The organism is Tenacibaculum finnmarkense, assembly GCF_900239185.1.
Taxonomy (GTDB): Bacteria; Bacteroidota; Bacteroidia; order Flavobacteriales; family Flavobacteriaceae; genus Polaribacter; species Polaribacter finnmarkensis.
The window spans coordinates 1-18,743 of record NZ_OENA01000001.1 but is presented as its reverse complement, the minus strand read 5'-3'; the positions used below and the strand labels follow the sequence as shown (position 1 = coordinate 18,743).

General features: G+C 31.0%; 13 protein-coding genes. 6 read left to right on the top strand and 7 right to left on the bottom strand.

The features are described from left to right. Positions 1-125: 125 nt before the first annotated feature. Complete coding sequence (locus AQ1689_RS00065; RefSeq protein WP_180947499.1) at positions 126-296, bottom strand: hypothetical protein; 171 nt, start codon at positions 294-296, stop codon at positions 126-128. Positions 297-631: 335 nt separating this feature from the next. On the opposite strand from AQ1689_RS00065, the gene AQ1689_RS00060 reads away from it, so the two are divergent. Both AQ1689_RS00060 and AQ1689_RS00055 read left to right on the top strand, forming a co-directional pair. Then, positions 632-1,198, top strand: coding sequence for a tetratricopeptide repeat protein (locus AQ1689_RS00060; protein WP_101954790.1), 567 nt, complete (start codon positions 632-634; stop codon positions 1,196-1,198). Positions 1,199-1,241: 43 nt separating this feature from the next. Further along, positions 1,242-3,269 carry a GTP-binding protein gene (locus AQ1689_RS00055; RefSeq protein ID WP_101954789.1) on the top strand — a complete coding sequence of 676 codons (2,028 nt, stop codon included), beginning with the start codon at positions 1,242-1,244 and terminating at the stop codon, positions 3,267-3,269. A 44-nt stretch (positions 3,270-3,313) separates the two neighbouring features. Here AQ1689_RS00055 and AQ1689_RS00050 read toward each other — a convergent pair whose 3' ends face one another. Then, complete coding sequence (locus AQ1689_RS00050; protein WP_232113001.1) at positions 3,314-4,018, bottom strand: Crp/Fnr family transcriptional regulator; 705 nt, start codon at positions 4,016-4,018, stop codon at positions 3,314-3,316. An 88-nt stretch (positions 4,019-4,106) separates the two neighbouring features. On the opposite strand from AQ1689_RS00050, the gene AQ1689_RS00045 reads away from it, so the two are divergent. From AQ1689_RS00045 to AQ1689_RS00030, 4 genes are all read left to right on the top strand, one after another. Next, on the top strand, positions 4,107-4,451 hold the full coding sequence (locus tag AQ1689_RS00045) for a hypothetical protein (protein ID WP_058884872.1): 345 nt from the start codon (positions 4,107-4,109) through the stop codon (positions 4,449-4,451). Positions 4,452-4,775: 324 nt separating this feature from the next. Further along, positions 4,776-7,283 carry a YbcC family protein gene (locus AQ1689_RS00040; protein ID WP_101954788.1) on the top strand — a complete coding sequence of 836 codons (2,508 nt, stop codon included), beginning with the start codon at positions 4,776-4,778 and terminating at the stop codon, positions 7,281-7,283. Positions 7,284-7,293: 10 nt separating this feature from the next. Next, complete coding sequence (locus tag AQ1689_RS00035) at positions 7,294-9,159, top strand: proton-conducting transporter transmembrane domain-containing protein (protein WP_101954787.1); 1,866 nt, start codon at positions 7,294-7,296, stop codon at positions 9,157-9,159. A 40-nt stretch (positions 9,160-9,199) separates the two neighbouring features. Then, entirely contained in the window at positions 9,200-10,792 is a 1,593-nt protein-coding gene (locus AQ1689_RS00030) for a SulP family inorganic anion transporter (RefSeq protein WP_101954809.1), read from the top strand. A gap of 221 nt (positions 10,793-11,013) precedes the next feature. Here the strand turns inward: AQ1689_RS00030 and AQ1689_RS00025 are convergent, their stop codons facing one another. The 5 genes from AQ1689_RS00025 to AQ1689_RS00005 all read right to left on the bottom strand — a co-directional run. Further along, positions 11,014-12,240 carry a restriction endonuclease subunit S gene (locus tag AQ1689_RS00025; protein ID WP_101954786.1) on the bottom strand — a complete coding sequence of 409 codons (1,227 nt, stop codon included), beginning with the start codon at positions 12,238-12,240 and terminating at the stop codon, positions 11,014-11,016. Next, complete coding sequence (locus AQ1689_RS00020) at positions 12,233-13,858, bottom strand: HsdM family class I SAM-dependent methyltransferase (RefSeq protein WP_101954785.1); 1,626 nt, start codon at positions 13,856-13,858, stop codon at positions 12,233-12,235. The genes AQ1689_RS00025 and AQ1689_RS00020 overlap by 8 nt, the downstream gene beginning before the upstream one ends. 8 nt (positions 13,859-13,866) lie before the next feature. Beyond that, on the bottom strand, positions 13,867-16,920 hold the full coding sequence (locus tag AQ1689_RS00015; RefSeq protein ID WP_101954784.1) for a type I restriction endonuclease subunit R: 3,054 nt from the start codon (positions 16,918-16,920) through the stop codon (positions 13,867-13,869). A gap of 278 nt (positions 16,921-17,198) precedes the next feature. Beyond that, entirely contained in the window at positions 17,199-18,089 is an 891-nt protein-coding gene (locus tag AQ1689_RS00010) for a PorP/SprF family type IX secretion system membrane protein (RefSeq protein WP_083501060.1), read from the bottom strand. A gap of 95 nt (positions 18,090-18,184) precedes the next feature. Continuing rightward, the coding region (locus AQ1689_RS00005) for a T9SS type B sorting domain-containing protein (RefSeq protein WP_145993704.1) at positions 18,185-18,743 on the bottom strand (559 nt) is incomplete at its 5' end.

Sequence of the window (18,743 nt, the reverse complement as noted above, 5' to 3'; positions counted from 1 at the left end):
AGACGCGATTTATCGCGTCTATTTAACGGAATCTATTAATCGTGAATCTATTATGTGAGAATTATTATGTGAGACGCGATAAATCGCGTCTGTACGGGGTGGATGCGATTTATCACGTATATTATTTATCGATAAAATTTATCCTCATTCCAATTGGCGGGATTATTTTTTATATCACCAAAAAAATGTTGGTTTCCTACTGTACAAATGGTTATAAAATAAGCTCCATTATTTCCATAATTCCAATTTTGTAAACGAGCCGATAGTATGCGGTATTTATCCTTAAATTTATCCATTTTTATTGATAGTATTTATGGGTATAGTGTATATATGTACGATTTATGTCGCGTAAATATGTATGTGTCTAACAATTTATCAATAATAAATAAAATAACCACATCAATCATAAAAGTCTTTGTTTTTTAAAAAGATCATCTTCCTTTTTTATCCACAGAAACAACACAATTAATCATCTCTCTACCGAATAATCTATTTACGGGTAATACAGTATCTTTGTGGCGTTCAATTTTTAAATAGTAAAAAACAAGCTTTTTTTAGTGTTGTATTTTTTATCAACATTTATAAGTACTTTACTTAATTTCATTTAAAACGAACATAAATAAAAAATAAAATGGGAACAGTACCAAATAATTATGTTTTTAAAGCATTAGATTCTTTTAATTACGATACAGAAGAAACCATGGAGGCTTTAAATTATGCCTTGTCTTACGATGCCGAAAATACGATGGCATTAACATTAATGGGACGTATATACAGTGAAAAATTATACGATTATCAAGAAGGAATTAACTACTTCAAACAAGTATTGGCGATTAAAATAAATGCTTTTGAAGTATATGAACCTTTTATAAACGCCTTGTTGTGGAACGAAGATATGAAGGAAGCAACTGATTTTATTGACTTTGCTCTAACAATAAAAGGCGCTGATAAAGCGGTTTTATACACTAAGAAATCAGTGTTATATGAGAAATTGAAAAAATATAAAAAGGCATTGCATTTTATTAAAAAAGCAAAAACCTATACTTTTAATACGCCTTTTATGGAAATAATTACCGAACAAAAAAAGCGTATTAAAGATAAAATGCCGAAAAAAAAGGTTAAAAAAAAGAAAGCATCCGAAGCAAAGAAAACCACTGATAAAGTTGTGGAAGCTAAAAATGAAGCGCAATTAGATTAATTTAAAACACCGCTTTTTAAGCAATTTTATAAGTGTATATTTTATGAATAAACCAATACTAAATATCGGTATTTTAGCACATGTAGATGCTGGGAAAACAACATTAACAGAACATTTTTTATACAATTCAGGAGCAATTAGAACCCTTGGAAGTGTAGATAAAGGCTCTACAAGTACTGATAGTTTAGCGCTTGAAAAAGAACGTGGAATTTCTATAAAAGCCACCACCACATCATTTGATTGGAAAGGCGTTAAAATTAATTTAATTGATACACCGGGTCACGTTGATTTTTCGAGCGAAGTAGAGCGAGCACTCTGTGTAGTTGATGCTGTTGTTTTGGTGGTTTCTGCTGTAGAAGGCGTGCAAGCCCACACCTTAAATATTTGGGATTCCTTACAAGAATTACAAATTCCGACCATTATTTTTATCAATAAAATAGATAGGCAAGGAGCCGATTCCGAAACGGTAATTACGCAATTAGAAACCGATTTAAAAGCAACACCTGTTGTGTTATACGCTTCTGAAAATGATGGTTTGCTAGAAGCGAATATTTCGGCTATTTTTAATGTTTCTTCGGATAATAAAGCAGCAGTGGCAACTTCAGATATCAGAGAAAAAACAATGGAACATTTAGTAGAGGCGGACGAAAATTTACTAGTCTCTTTTTTAAATGATGAAAAAATAACTGATGAAACCTATTTAAAAAGCATCCGAAATTTAACTATTGATGCAAAAATTACACCTGTTTATACAGGAATTGCTAAAAATAACTTGGGTGTAACCGAATTGTTAGATGGAATTATCGCTTTCTGTCCGATATCAGAAAAAACAGAAATAGCATCATCAGAAAAAATAGCAGAAACAGCACTTTCAGCCTATGTTTTTAAGTTAGAACATCATAAGGTTTTTGGTGCAATGGCACATGTAAAAGTTTTTTCAGGCGAATTATCTTCTAAAATAACGGTGTACAATTATACTCAGGAATTAGAAACAAAAATAAATCAAACCAAGCAATTAGAACAAACAAAATATGTTGATAATATTGTTTTAAAAGCGGGTGATATTGGCGTAATTACAGGAGTTTTAGGAACAAAAGCAGGCGATATTTTAGGAAACCCCGATAAAATCCCTACACTTCCGCAATTGCATATTCCGGTGCTTACCGTTGAGGTTATTCCTGAAAAAAATGAAGATTATAATGCCTTGGCACAAGCTTTAGAGCAATTAGACAGCGAAGATCCTTCGTTAAAATTTAAATGGTTTAAGGCAGAAAAAGAATTGCAATTGCTGTTAATGGGGCAGATGCAAATTGAAATATTAGCCCATGTTTTAAAAGAACGTTTTGATATTTCGGCAACTTTTACCGACCCACAAGTGGTGTATAAAGAAACCATCAGTAAAAAAGCGGAAGGTTATATTCGTTATTGGATGCCAAAACCTTGTTGGGCAATTATGACGTTTTTAATTGAGCCTGCGCCGTTAAATTCGGGGGTTAGTTATAGTAGTATTGTTTCTCAAAATGATGTGCATATAAAATATCAAAATGAAATAGCCCGAACCATTCCAAAAGCATTGGCACAAGGAATTTTAGGCTGGGAGGTTACCGATGTAAAAATTACGCTTATAAAAGGGGAAGACCATAATATACATTCTCGTCCTGGTGATTTTAATTTAGCAACTCCGATGGGGCTTATGCAAGGTTTAAAAAAGGGGGGAACGCATTTATTAGAACCAATTTTAAGTTTTGAAATAAAGGCAAATGAGGCGTTATTAGGAAAAGTAGCCTCTGAGTTAAGCACCCGAAGAGCTACTTTTGATACGCCAGAATTTTCAGGCGATACCTTTAGTTTAAAAGGAAAAATTCCTGTAGCTACTTCCTTAGATTTTAGCATTAAATTAAATACCATATCTAGCGGGAAATTACGCTTGCGTTTGCAATTTTCTGGCTATGATGTTTGCCCTAAAAATGAAGGAACACACCGAGATTATAAAGGTGTAAATCCACTAGATGAAGCCCAATGGATTTTACATAGACGTGGTGCTTATAAAGCGGATGAACGCGTAATGTAACGCCGTAATTTATCGCATTTTTCATATCTAAAAAAGTTATAAAACTACAAAGCAGTCAAATCTAAATTTAAAAAATTTAAAAGGGCTGTTTTGTTTTTAATATAAATGATTTTTTTAGGTATTGTAATCCAATTATTATCTTTAAAAATTTTAAGACTTCTCCCCAAACTTTCTCGTGAGGTACCAATAACATTTGCTAAATCATCTCTAGTTAAATCAATACCCTTATTTTGTTCCTTATCAGGGTTGAATTTATGGTCTAGTAATATTAAAAAAATGGCTAATCGGGCATTTTGATCTTTTTGAGCTAGCAAGGCAATTGTGTTTGCTAGCACCCCAAACTCATGGCTAATATTCTTGATGAAAGCTTCTTTAAGAGTCGGAATTTTATGCAGTAACATTCTAAAGTTTTTTTCAGAAATAAAATTAAGAACCACATCGTCTAGCGCCTGACAAGAATCCTGATAACGCTCTTCGCCTAATAAAGCGTGGTATCCTAATAAATCACCCGCTGTATAAATATAAAATATTTGATTATCGCCACTAAACCCTTTTTTAAATTTTTTAGCACGCCCTTCTTTAATTTGAAAAATTCCTGTTGGAATCGCATTTTCAATAAATAAATCAGCACCTTTTTTAATATGCCAAGGCTCTAAAACAGTCGCTAATAATTGTAAATCTTCTTTTTTTAAGCCCTCAAATAAGAGGTTACTTTGGAAATCAAACTGTGTAAAAAAATTTTTCATCATTAAAATATATCAATAAATGTAATAAATATTATTTTTAAATGTAATATTTGTTACATTTGTGCTTTGTTTAGTATTTTGTTTTTAGAGAATGAATTTAAAATATATTATAATAGCACTTGTTTTTTTTCTGATACCAGAGGTTTCGGAAGGGGTGCTATTGGGTAATTTTATTCCTTGCAATACTACTGAAAATTTAAGTAATAAATGGCTTGAAGAAGAAACGGAACTAGAAAGTGTATCGGCATTATCTGAAAAAAAGACAATAGAATCAGGAAGTTCTTCTGGCGGTGCTAATACTGTTTTTATAAAATCAAAAAATCCATTTATTTTTCACGATTATTACATTCCTCTTTTTATTGATTTTGAGTTTTGTGTTTTTACCCCTAAAAACGCAAAGTATATTGAATATTGTTCGTTAAAAATTCCTTGTTAATTCAAATTTTACATTCTTCTTATTTTTTCTTAGAGCCTGTTTTAAATACTTTAAAAGTTTGGCTGAATTTATTTCAACATCGTAAAAAACTGCCACAAATCAGTGTGTAAAACTGAAACAAAACCCCTTTGATGGTTCTGTTTTTTACTTTTAGCGATAAAACTTTTTTAGATAAAATTTAAACAGGCTCTTAACCACTTATCTTCTTAATTTTCTTAATTTTTTGAATTTCAATAGTTCGACTCCTTGTAACTTCTTTTAAGTCAGGGTGGTTGCTGATGGTTTTTATAAAACCACATTGATTTTCAATATAAATACACAAAAATGTCTACAAAAAAAGCCGTTTTTGATGAAGCATTTACGCTACATCAGCTCAAGCACTTTTTACCAGCACAAGCACCCTTAAAAGATTTTGTGCATCACAATACATTACATGCTTTTCAAGAGTTAGAATTTTTTAAAGCACTACGAGTTTCTTCTACTATTTTTGGTAATCGAACATTATTACCGCTATCTAATTATAGAAAAAAGTATAAAAATGGCGAAATTAACGATCAAATTATTAATGAAATAATTACCGTTAAAAAAGGCGAAAATCAAATTGATGACTGGCGTAAAAAGATGTTCAACTTAGAAGAACCTGTTTTTATAAATCCAAGAATTGGACAATTAAGAGCACATTGGCAAAGCGATTACAGCATCGATATGGATGCAATGGTTCGTCCAAAATTAATTCGACTTATTAACGCCTACCTAGATCAAGGAATTGCAATTAAAGGATTTCCTAAGCAAGCTGATGGTTTACTGAACACCATTATTGAAATTCAAGAACATAGTTATGCAAAGGTTTTCAATTCAAAAAGAGCCATAAAACTTCTTTATAAAAAAGAGAAATCATTATCGGATATACTGTGTTTAATTGTAGGTGATGAGCGTTATTATGAGCAATATTTGCTAGATCAACAATACACACATCCAGGAATATCGGGTATGGTTTGTGCCATTGAAAAAAAACCTGATGCGCTGTATGCAGCACGTCCAATTTTGTTGTTTGAATTTATTTATTTAGAATTATTACTAGAACTTGAAGCCTTAGAATTATCGGTAAATAAAAATTTTAGACCACTAGCGATTGGTGCCGATTTTGCGCCTGAAGATATTTTTAGAGAGGTTAAAACTACTGATTACTGGGAGGTTTTAGAATTATGGCACACCTCATTTGAATTGATGTTTCACGACCAAGTTTTGGCGGGAATAAAATATTCAAAAAAGGAAGAATTAACAGCGATAAAAACACAAGCATTTTTTTGTATTGACGACAGAGAAGAGAGTATCCGAAGAAATATTGAATTATTATTTCCTGAATGTCAAACTTTTGGAACACCTGCTCATTTTAATATTTTAGCAAAATTTAAACCCGAAAAAGCGAAGTTTGCGACTCAGATTTGCCCTTCATCGGCATCTCCAAAGCACTTAATTAAAGAAGTAAATAGAAAAACAACATTTAAAACCGATATACATTTTAATAATAATACCCATGGTTTTTTTGTTGGATTTATAGTTTCTCAAACCGTTGGATTTTGGTCTAGCTTTAAATTATTACTCAATATTTTTAATCCGAAGAAAAGTGTAGGGCAGTATAGCGCCGAAAGCGATCACATGGATTATAATTCAACCTTAATTTATGAAAATAAAAATAATTTAAAGGATGAAAAAGATGATTTAGAGGATAATTTAATTGTAGGATTTACCTTATCAGAAATGATAAAAATGGTAAAAGAAGAGCTGTTTAATACAGGGTTAACTAAAAATTTTATGCCCTTAGTTTATTTTTTTGGTCATGGCGGAAGTAGTACAAATAACCCCTATTTTGCTGGGTATAACTGTGGTGCTTGTGCAGGGCGACCAAGTACGGTAAACGCTAGGTTATTTGCTCAAATGGCAAACCGAAAAGACCTTCGAAAAGCGCTTGTAAAACAGGGTGTAATAATTCCTGAAAGCACCCATTTTGTAGGGGCGTATCACGATACTACCCAAGATACTTTTGATTATTTTGACCAAGAATTGATTCCTGAAATATTGGCTACAGCACATGCAAAAAATAAAGAAAAATTTGAAGCAGGGTTAGCGATGAATGCCAAAGAACGTGCGCGTCAATTTTTGTTAATTAACACAAAAAAAACACCTAAAAAAGTACATGAAGTTGTTAAAAAAAGAGCCTTATCTCTTTTTGAACCTCGTCCTGAGTATAATCATTCTAACAATGCGTTGTTTATTGTGGGGCATCGAAATTTAACTAGAAATTTATTTTTAGATCAGCGTGCTTTTTTAAATTCTTATGATTATAAATCGGATGTAGATGGAGCGCTTTTAGCCAATATACTAAGCGCAGGAACAGGGGTTGCAGGTGGAATAAACTTAGAATATTTTTTTTCTACTGTAGATAATGAAAAGCTTGGTGCAGGTTCAAAATTACCACAAAATGTAATGGGATTATATTCGGTAGCCAATGGCGTAAAGGGCGATTTAAGACCTGGTTTGCCATATCAAATGATTGATGTTCATGACCCAGTACGCATTTTGACAATTGTAGAACAAAAACCAGAAATAGTACTCAAAGTACTCAAAGAAAATCCTGATACTTTTGGATGGTACGATAAAGGTTGGATGAAATTAGCGGTTTACAATCCTTTTAATAAGGAGCTTTATATTTTGGTAAATGGCAGTTTTCAAATATACCATCCGATTCAAAAGGTGGTTCCTAAAATTGAGAATTTCGAGCGATTTATTGAAAGTTCTTCTAATAATTTACCTATTCATCAATTTAATTAAGCAGCGCACAATGGAACAATTATTACCTTTATTTCTATTAATTCCTTTCTTAGGATTTGTAGTGAGTCTTATCATCCCTAGTAAAAATGAAAAAGGCATTTTTTTATCAATGGCTATTCCTGCAGGGCTTCAAGTATTTTTTGGAATTGGCTTTATTTTTTATTGGTTATTTTTTAATCAAAATACGTTAAATATTAAAGAAATAACACTTTATAGTACAGGTGATTATAGCTTTTTTATTGATTTGTTATTCGATAAAGTTACCGCAACTTATTTAATGATGTCTAGTACGCTAACCTTTATGATTGCGATGTTCAGCCGAGGATATATGCATAAAGACAATGGTTTTAAGCGGTATTTTACCACCATGATTTTGTATTTCTTTGGTGTTCAGGTAATTATTTTCTCAGGAAATTTTGAAACCATGTTTATCGGTTGGGAAATTTTAGGATTGTCATCATTTTTATTAATTGCGTATTATCGAGACAGGTATTTGCCTGTTAGAAATGCCTTTAAAGTATTTTCAATGTATCGATTGGCAGACATCGGTATTTTATTAGCCATGTGGTTTATGCATCATTTATTTCATGAAAATGTAACTTTTATACAGTTGTTAAATCCTGAATTTGTGCAAAATCATATCGCTGGAAATATGGGTGTTGCCATTATGGTTTCTTTTGCGATTATGTTAGCTGCTTCAATTAAATCGGCGCAATTTCCTTTTTCATCTTGGTTGCCAAGAGCTATGGAAGGACCAACACCTTCTAGCTCTATTTTTTATGGCTCGATTGCTGTTCATATTGGTGTTTATCTGATGTTAAGAACTTATCCTTTTTGGCATCACATACCCTTTATTCAGGTTAATGTAATACTCTTAGGCTTGGTTACAACACTTGTTTCTACAACAATTGCAAGGGTTCAATTTTCAATTAAAGGTCAAATTGCCTATTCGTCTCTTGCTCAAATAGGAATTATGATGGTGGAAGTAGCATTGGGCTTTGAAACCTTAGCCTTATTACATTTAACAGGAAATGCTTTTTTACGTTCGTATCAATTATTAATTAGCCCTTCTATTGTAACATATAAATTAAGAGATCAGTTTTTTAATTATAAACAAAAGAGTTTTAAACCGATGGGTGCTTGGCAAAAAAAATTATACAACACCTTGTATGTTTTCGGGCTTAAAGAATTTCATATGGATACCTATATTTATAACTATTTGTGGTTTCCTTTTAAAAAATTAGGCGATAAATTTTCTAATTTAAATACCAAAACGGCGCTTATACTATTTGCTTTAATTGGAGGCGTAGCAGGATATATTTTATCTTTTTATGAGTATGATCACTTCATTTTTAAACAGTATTTACCCGATGTATTTGGTTTAATTGCCTTAATTTTTGTGTTGCGAGCATTTACCATTCGAAAGCATCCGTATGGCGCTTGGATTTTATTAATTCTTAACCATTTTTTAATTGCCTTAGCAATATCGTTCAATGAACATTTTGAGTATATCGAAATTGTTTTTTACCTCTCTGGTGTGGTTGTATCGGGAGTGGTAGGGCTTGTTATTTTGTACAAATTAGCAAAGCAAGAAAAATACAGTTTAGACGATTACTACGGGCATGCTATTGAGCATAAATACAAAGCAATTATTTTTTTAATAAGCGCAATTGCCTTAGGGGGTTTTCCTATTACCACAACATTTTTAGGCGAAGATTTACTGTTTTCTCATGTGCGTATAAATCAACCTTTTTTTATGGGGATGCTTGCCATCAATTATGTAGTATCAGGTATTTCGATAATGAGAATTTACGCCAGAATATTTTTAGGACCTAACCACAAATGGTCTAATGCTGAAGCTAGAAGATCGGCTTAAAGAAACAATTAAAATAAATTTTAAATTAAAAACATATAGAATGAAAACTCAAAAATTAAAACAAATTCCTGCGGATGGTTGGGCGGGTTTTAAAGAAAATTTTAAAGCCGATGCTATTTCGGGTTTTATTGTATTTCTATTGGCATTGCCGTTAAGTTTAGGAATTGCAAAAGCGGCAGATTTTCCGCCAATTATGGGATTAATTTCTGCTATTATTGGCGGTTTATTGGTTAGTTTTATTATGGGTTCTCGCTTGTCGATTAAAGGTCCTGCGGCTGGGCTTATTGTGATTATTGCAGGCTCGGTGTCTGATTTTGGTCATGGCGATGCTGTTTTAGGCTGGAAACTAGCCCTTGGAGCAATGGTTGTTGCAGGTTTAGTTCAAATTATTTTTGGTGTTTTAAAGCTCGGTAAACTTGCTGATTTCTTTCCGTTGTCGGCAATTCATGGAATGCTTGCCGCTATTGGTATTATTATCATTGCAAAACAAATTCCTGTATTACTAAATGATGCGCCAGATATTTCAAAAGGAATGAGTCCTTTACAATTACTTTGGAACATCCCTTATTTTATAAAAAACCTAGATCCTAAAGCTGCTTTAATTGGCGTGGTAAGTTTGTTAATAATGTTACTGTGGCCAGGTATAAAAAACAAAACAATTAAAATGATTCCAGCGGCATTGGTTGTATTAATTTTTGCTATTCCTGCTGAATTTTTTATGGATTTTGCCAATACAGAGCCATCATACGCCTTATTAGAGGTAGGAAGTTTATTAGATAATTTGAATATTAACGCAAGTTTTGCGGGCGTTTTTCAAACAGGAATATTTATAAAATATGTAATTATGTTTGCTTTGGTAGGAAGTTTAGAGTCGTTACTGACCGTAAAAGCAATAGATATGCTAGACCCTCACCAGCGAAAATCGGATATGAATAAAGATTTAATTGCTGTGGGTATCGGGAATACGATTGCGGCATTTTTAGGCGGAGTACCCATGATATCGGAAGTAGCACGTAGTTCAGCAAACGTAGCCAACGGCGCACAAACACGCTGGGCAAATTTTTTTCACGGTTTTTTTATTCTGATATTTTTATTAGTAGCAGCCCCAGTATTAGAAATGATTCCTAATTCAGCATTAGCAGCAATGTTAGTGGCGGTTGGTATAAAATTAACACATCCACGAGAATTTAAACATGTTTTTAAAATAGGGAAGGAGCAATTATTAATATTTATAGTAACGATAGTTGTTACGCTTGCTGAAGATTTATTAATAGGAATTGTAGCGGGTATGGTTTTAAAAATGATAATCCATTTAATTAATGGCGTACCGATAGGTTCATTTTTTAAAGCGCCTACTGTGGTGTCTAATATAGGCGATGATTATTTGGTTGAAATTGATAAATCGGCAATTTTTACGAATTATTTAGGGATTAAAAGAGTTTTAGAGGCTATCCCCGAAGGTTTAAATATTACCATAGATTTAGAAAAAACAAAACTTGTAGATCATTCTGTAATGGAAAATTTAGAACATTTTAAGCATGATTATCAGTTTAGCGGCGGAAAGGTTTACATAAAAGGATTAGAAAATCATAAGCCAATGTCAGCACATCGATTAGCGGGAAGGGTTTTATAGTTTTTTTGATAATTTTTTATAGCAAAACAGACGCGATTTTCCTCGCGTCTGTTTTGCTATTTATGATGTTTCACATTGTGGTTTAATTATTATAATCTTGATTGTTGAAATGCGATAAATCGGCATATTTCATCATAAATAATTGCGTTTTTATACAATTTTTTTTGATGTTTTATAATTGTAATATAAAGACGCGAAGCATCGCGTCTCTACGACATATTTTATTCACCAACCCGAACCTGTCCATTCATTAACATGGGCAATAACCAATCTCGTAATTCTGAAAGCTTTTGATTTTCAATTTTACCTTTATTTATTTTATCTAAAATAGGATTAATCAACTTATCTAATTGATTTATTATTTCTTTAGGAGGAATTACTATTCTACTTTGTTTTAAATGCTCTTGTGTAATATGTCCCATCGTTGTTTTACGTAATTCAGCCATCATTTTAAAATGCTGTAAATAATTAAGCAATTCAAAGTAATAATATGATTTTGGGTATTTATCAGAAGTAACTTTAAAAATATGCTGATTCAAAGCTCCTTTTCCACCTGACCACTGAATAACTTCTAAAGAAGCAGACCAAGAAAATAAAATATCTCCGTTAAAAATTTTAATTTTATCAGGAACATCAACTCTAACCTTTTCAGTTTTTGAAGAAAAACCTTCTTTCATATCTTTTATTTTGATGACATTTAAAAAATTATCATCAATAGGTCTAAATTTTTGACATGCTAAACCATTTTGAAAGTTTGCGATAGATAATAATGTTTCAACCTCCCACCCAACAGGAATTTCACGTTTTAATTCTTCATTAAAAATCATTTTTCCTTCGGATGATTTATAGGGTTTTCCGTTTTTATCAGGAAAATCAAACTGAACAAACCAATAATCATAAAGCGTTTTTGCCATCGCTTCTAATGCTGCGTTTATTTTATTGTTGATTGCTATTTTTGAATCTAAATCTGATAAAACTTTCGCTATGGATTTTTGGGTTTGAAGATTAGGTAATAATATTTCAAAGTTTTTAATATCTCTAGAATTAAGATTTTTTCTTACACCAGAAGATAAATTTCTTAAATTATTATATTGAGTTTTTATATTATAATAAACAAATTCAAAGTCAGCTTTTTCTTCATCAATAAATATATTACAACAAGCTTGATTTGTCGTTGTTTCGTTCTTTAAAATAGAAACACTTCCTCTTGTTTTTCCTTCACCATACATTGCAATACTTAATGTATTTGGAGAGTTTAGTTTAATTGAAGTGTTTTGTAAAGCGTAATTTGTTATTTTCTCGTTTGAATCATAAATATATTTATCTCCTAATTGTTCTGTTTTAACCCAAGGAATATTTCCATCAATCCAATATTCTTTATTCGACCTTAAAGGTGTTAATCCACTGTTTATTATTTTAGAAATTTTTTCAAGAGATATTCTATTCATACTTCAAGCCTTTTAAATTATGCTGAATTTCCTTTTCCAAACCTTTAGATGCTGCAAACAAACTTTCTAAATTATCTTCAAAAGCTTTCATTTTAGCAGTAAATTCATCCGAAGAAATATCAGTATATTCAATTTTAACTTCAAAATATTGTCCTGCGCTTAAAGAATAATTTTTAGCTTTTATTTCATCATAAGAAACCACGACAGAAAAATCTTCTTTCGCTTCTTTGTTATTAAAAACATCAATAATTTGTTGTTCTTCAATTGCTGATAAAACCGTTTTTTGTGTTTTTCCTTCTTTAACTTTTGTTCCTAAGTTAGAAGCATCAATTAAAACTACGTCTTTAGTATTGGTTTTATCTAAAAATAAAATACTAACATTAGTTCCTGTAGTTGCAAAAATATTCGAGGGCATAGAAACCACACCAGCTAACATTTTACTTTCCACCATTTTTTGACGTATTTTTTTATCAATACCAGATTGAGCGGTAATAAAACCAGTAGGCACAACAATTGCAGCTTTTCCTTTTTCGGTTAAACTGTGCATAATATGTTGGATAAACAACAAATAAATAGCCATAGCATCTTTTTTACTTTTCGGAACATTTGGGATTCCTGCAAAAAAGCGTTCTTTGTTAGCTTTACTATCTAAATCTGCCGAATAATCAGAAAAATCTAACTTAAATGGCGGATTAGATACGATATAATCAAACTGTTCTAATTGTCCGTCATCTTGTTTATGATACGGATTTAAAATAGTATTTCCTTGTATAATATTTTTGATAGAATGTACTAAGTCGTTCAAAATTAAATTCAAACGCAACAACGCAGACGATTTTTGAGAAATATCTTGCGAATAAATAGTACATTTTTCTTCGCCAATAGCATGCGCAATATTCATTAACAACGTACCAGAACCCGCACTCGGGTCATAACAGGTTACATTATTTACATTTTTATCGGTTACTAAACAGGCTGCCATAATTTTTGCCACGGCATGCGGTGTAAAATACTCGGCATATTTACCACCTGCATTGGTATTGTAATCTTTAATTAGGTATTCAAAAATAGTGGCGAAAAAATCGAACTTTTGCGTAAAGATATGCTCAAAACTAAACGTTGTCATTTTGCTAACTAAGGCTTTGCAAAAATCATCTCTATTATCGGTTACATATTTACTAATATTATCGAATAATACTATTTTTTCGCCTCCTTTTGTTTTTACAGAAAAAATATCGTTGTTTGCTTTGGCTACTTCTAATAAAGTTTCATCAAAAATCGTGGCAAATTTGGGTTTATTTTGCTGTTTTGCTAAATTTGGCAATAAGTTTTTAGGAGCAAAACGAGCTGTTTTTGCGCTAATTTGCATCATTAGCATTTCTAAATCATCAGCAGGATAATTTTCTAAGGCTTCATCAAAATTTTCTTCGGATGCTAATTTTGGGTCTAATTGTTTTAATTCGTAAACGTATTTATCGTTTAAAAATTTATATAAAAAAACTTGCGTTATAATTTTAAATTCATTTCCATCATTCCCTAAACCGTAATTAGCACAAACGCTTTTTAAATCGTCTATTAATGCTTTGGTTTGGGTTTCAAATTGCTTTGTTTCTTCCATTTTTTGTATTAGGCTACGCTATTGTATTCGTTAATATATTCTTTTACTAAAATATTGTTAATGCGTTTTACATCGGTTGCATTTATATGGATGTTTTGTTTGTTTTTAAATTCATTGATAACCAAACGCATCATCATTTTTTCTACATAACTTTCATTTTCTAAAAGCTTTGAATTTTGTAATATTTCATTATCTACTTGAGTTTTCAATCCTTTTAAAGCATCAAAAAGTTTGCGTTCGTTATCTGTTAGCGGGTCTTTTTCCATTAAGCGTTTATGAATACGAGCATATTTTTCATCATAATCATACTTAGCTTTTAATAACTGATTTTCTCTTTCTAACTTTTTAGCCATATTATAAATTTCATTTAAGGCTTTTATATTGGCTTCCATTTCTTGCTTAGAAACTTCACTTAAATTTTTATTTTTAAACAAACGTTCTAATTCTTGGCGTAAAGAAACAAATTTCGGGTCTTTATGATCAAAATTATCACCTAATTTCCCACGAGTTTTTCCTAAAACATCTTTTAATTCATCAGCCAATATCATTTCTTCTTGTTTTACTTTTGTAAAAGCAAAAATGACATCTTCTAAAGCGGTATTTAAAATATTATTCGTTTCAACATTATTTTCTAAGGCTATTTTGGTATTGATAAGTGCTAAACGGTCGTTTGTTAATCTTGATAAAATAGCTAATTTTTTAAAATCTAATTTTTCTAATAATTCAAAATTACCCGATAATCTAATTAAGTTATACAGTTCTTTAGCATTGTTTAAAACCTTTGCAATTTCTCTAATTTCTGTACGTTCGTTTATTTCTGATATTTGCTCACTAAATATTTCGGCATTATTGGTGTCAAATTTAAAAATAACATCTTTTATTTCTTCAATTTCTTTTTCAATTTCTTCGGATGATTTAAACAGGTTCGAATAATGTTCCATTTCATCGCCTAACTCGCTTTGCAATTCGTTAAAATACGCTTGATTTGTTTTATCAAATTCTTTTTGAATATCGGCAAAATCAACTACAAAACCGTATTTATGATTTTTATAGGTTCTATTTACTCTGGTCAATGTTTGTAATAAGTTATGTGATTTTATGTTACGCCCAATGTATAATTTTTTTAATCTTTTAGCATCGAAACCAGTTAATAACATATTATAGACAAAAAGTACATCTATTTTACCTGCTTTAAAATCAGAAACCCAATCTTTACGTTCTTGCTTTGTGCCTACATCGTGTAAAATTACAGCAGCTTTATTTACTTTGCTATTTGTATTTTTTTTATCCCCATATTGTTCGGGATCTTCTGCAGCTTGCAAGAAATAGCTTGCTGGTTTAATAGCATATTTTTCATCAAAAATTTCTTGCATCATTTCAGCCTGTTCAGATGAATCGCAAACCACCATTGCGCCAATGCTATTATCATTCATAGAAATTCTGGCGGTTTCTAAATCTTGAACAATATAATGTAGCATCGGCGCTACAAATTTATAATGCGAATAGAGTGTCTTCTTATCAGCATTCCCTTCTAAAATTTTAATTTTTTCTAAAGTTTCTTGAAGTGTTAATTTATATTTTGTTTCTATTTCTTCACGAATTAAACGTAGAGTATAGCCATCTTTTATCGATAAATTATAATAATATTTATGAATATAATCACCAAACAAGGTTTTAGAATTGTATTCTTTTCCTAAAAGCGGTGTTCCTGTTAGTCCTATTTTGATAGCATTTTTATCTGCTAATTCTAAATTTGCTAAAAAACTTCCTTTTGGGTTATAACTTCTATGTACTTCATCTAAAAAGAAAATTCGTTGCACCTTTAAATTATAATCGTTGTTTTTTATAAGATCAGGATCATCTTTAAATTTATGGATATTAACCACTGTAATTTCTGCTTTTCCTGAATTATTATGAATTACTTTGCTTGATTTAATATCTTTTGTAAATTCTTCTCTACTGCTTACTTTGTGTACGACTAAACCACGAGAACTAAATTCTTTTGCAGCCTGATTTAATAAATCTATTCTATCTACAATAAAATAAAACTTAGGAATAATATTTTTTTGCTGATAATAATCTGTTAAATGCTTTACATTAAAATACGCCAATGCCGTTTTACCAGAACCTTGTGTGTGCCAAATAATTCCTTTTTTAACACCATTTTCTAACTTGTTTTCAATAGCTTTTGTTGCAAAAATTTGAGGATAGCGCATTACATGTTTTTCCAAACCATTTTCTTCTTCTACATAAGCAAAAGCATATTGTAATATAAATTGTAAACGTTTTTTCTGAAATAAGGAAGTACTTATTGAATTTGTTGGTGAAGTAGGATTTTTATTTGAAATAAATTCTTTAGCATTTTTAATACTGATAAGATTTGTATCTTTTAATACATAATTTTCTTGTTCATCAGAAATAGGCGCTAATATTTTAGCTAAATCAAAGTTTTCTTCTTCTCTAAAATAATTGAATATTGGTTTTTTGTAATTTGTGGTACTATAAAAAGCACCTGCTAACATTTGCGTATCATTATCGTTATACTTCATGTTATTAGAAAAAACCATTAACTGTGTTAAGTTGATGAATTTTCTAAACTTCTTATTTTTAAAACGCCTTTGCATTCGTTTATGTTCCGCTAAAATTCCATCTTTATTATTAGGTTTTTTAACTTCAATAAAAACCAAAGGCATTCCGTTTATTAATAAAATAATATCGGGTCTAAAATTATCTTCATCTTTTTCGTAAGGTAATTCTGTAACTACATGAAAGGAATTATTTTCAAAATTTTCAAAATCAATTAATTTAATTCCAGATTTATTTGTTAACTTCTTATAAAAAGCCCTTCCTAAATCTTCATTTTCTAAAGTAAGTGAAACTTCATTATAAAGTTTTTCAGCTTCTTTTTGAGAAAGGTTCGTATTAATTTTTTTTAGTTGAGCATAAAAAATATCGGTATCAATATCCCAATGATTATCTTTTAAAGATAAATAGGTATATCCTAACTGTATTAAATGTAAAATTGAGGGAATCTTAACCCTAGAGTCTTCATTAAATTTCATAGCAAAATTTTAACCTTAAAAGTACTAAAACAGGCTGATATATAAGTTAAGGAATCCTATAAATATAGAAAACTTTTTTAACTAAAAAACGGAAGCTGTCAAAGGATTTTTAGTTCAGTTTCGCATCCTAATTTGCCGTATTTTTTAGCTTTTAAAAGAGGTATTAGGTTGAGGTTTCTAACCCCACAAAAAAAGCCGATTAAATAAATAATCGGCTTTTTTAAAATGTAAATACATACGCGATTTATCGCGTTTCTCATAGTGTAAATTATTCGATGTTAAAAATGGTATTTAAACACAAATTCATGTGAACCACTGCTGTATATTGAAATATCAGTAGTCGTATATTCGTAGGCATATCCTATTTTATAATGGTCTAAAAACTTAAACAATCCGAAGAAACTAACAGATTCTTGAAAACGATGCGATACACCAATTTCATATTTTTCTAACATACTTGTAATTACTGTAATATCAAACGATACCGGCACTCCCGATACATAACGCATCATAAATGAAGGCGTTAATTTAGCGTTGTAAACACCATCTAAATCAAATATATAACCAGATGATAAATAAATATGGGGCTTATCTGAGGCTTCTGTAATTGTGTTGCCATCTTTTTGGTATCGGCTACTCTTTAATAAGGCAGGGACAGACAAACTAGCATAGTAATTTTTTCCTTTTAAATAAGCACCCACCCCAAAATTAGGATTAAAACTACTGATATTCTTAGAAAATAATGGATCATTTATTTGTAAGGAAGCCAGTTCTACATTAAAAAATGAACCACCAGCTTTTAAGCCTAAAAATAAACTTTGATTTTCTGATAAGGGTAATTTGTAAGAAAAATCTAGCGAAACAGCGGTTTCTTTTGCGATGTTAAATTTATCGTTTACAATTGAAAAACCCAGTCCCATATTTTTACCTAAAACAGTAGGCGATGAAAACGATAAAGTTTGTGTTGATGGCGCATTTTCTATGCCCGTCCATTGGCTACGAATCATTGCTGTAGCCTCTGTAGTTTCGCTACTACCCGCATAAGCAGGATTTATAATATTCATATTAAATTGATACAAGCTAAACGAGGGGTCTTGCTGTGCGATTGCCTTGCTGCTTAGCATTGCCAAGAATAGCAGGCTTATATATTTTAGAGTATTTATTTTCATTTTATATTTTTAAATATTGTTTTTCCTATTTTGAAACAACTGTATTTCAATCGCTATAAAAAGGTTTCTATAGCGATTAAAATTTTGAAAAGTTTCTAGTAATTTATGTAAATCATGCCTTGAACTGGCTTGATACCTGCTTCATTTAGGTTGATAATATAGATATATGAACCCACAGGAAGCTTTGTACCAGTATCGGTTGCCGTGGCATCCCAAGTGTTTTGGTAGCCTTTTTTATAGTACACTTTTTTCCCCCATCGGTTAAATACTTTTACGGTATTATTAGGGTAGCGGTCTATATTTTGAATTACCCAAGTGTCGTTATTGGCATCTCCGTTTGGTGAAAAACCTTTTGAAGCTGTAATTCCATTTTTAACGACTTTTACAACCTGTACAAATTCCGCAGTAAATTCTTTATCAGCATCCGCGATATCAGTTCTCGTTTCAGAAGTATTATTATCGCTCCATTTTACAAATTTATATCCTGCATCGGCAATTGCTTTTACTTGTGATGTTGCTTTTCCTTCTTCAATAGTTTGTGATAAATCTCCTGTGATTGTTCCGTTATTTCCTGCGGTATATTTTACAGTGAACTTCTCAATTACTTTCACAAATTCCGCAGTAAATTCTTTATAAGCATCGGCGATATCGGTT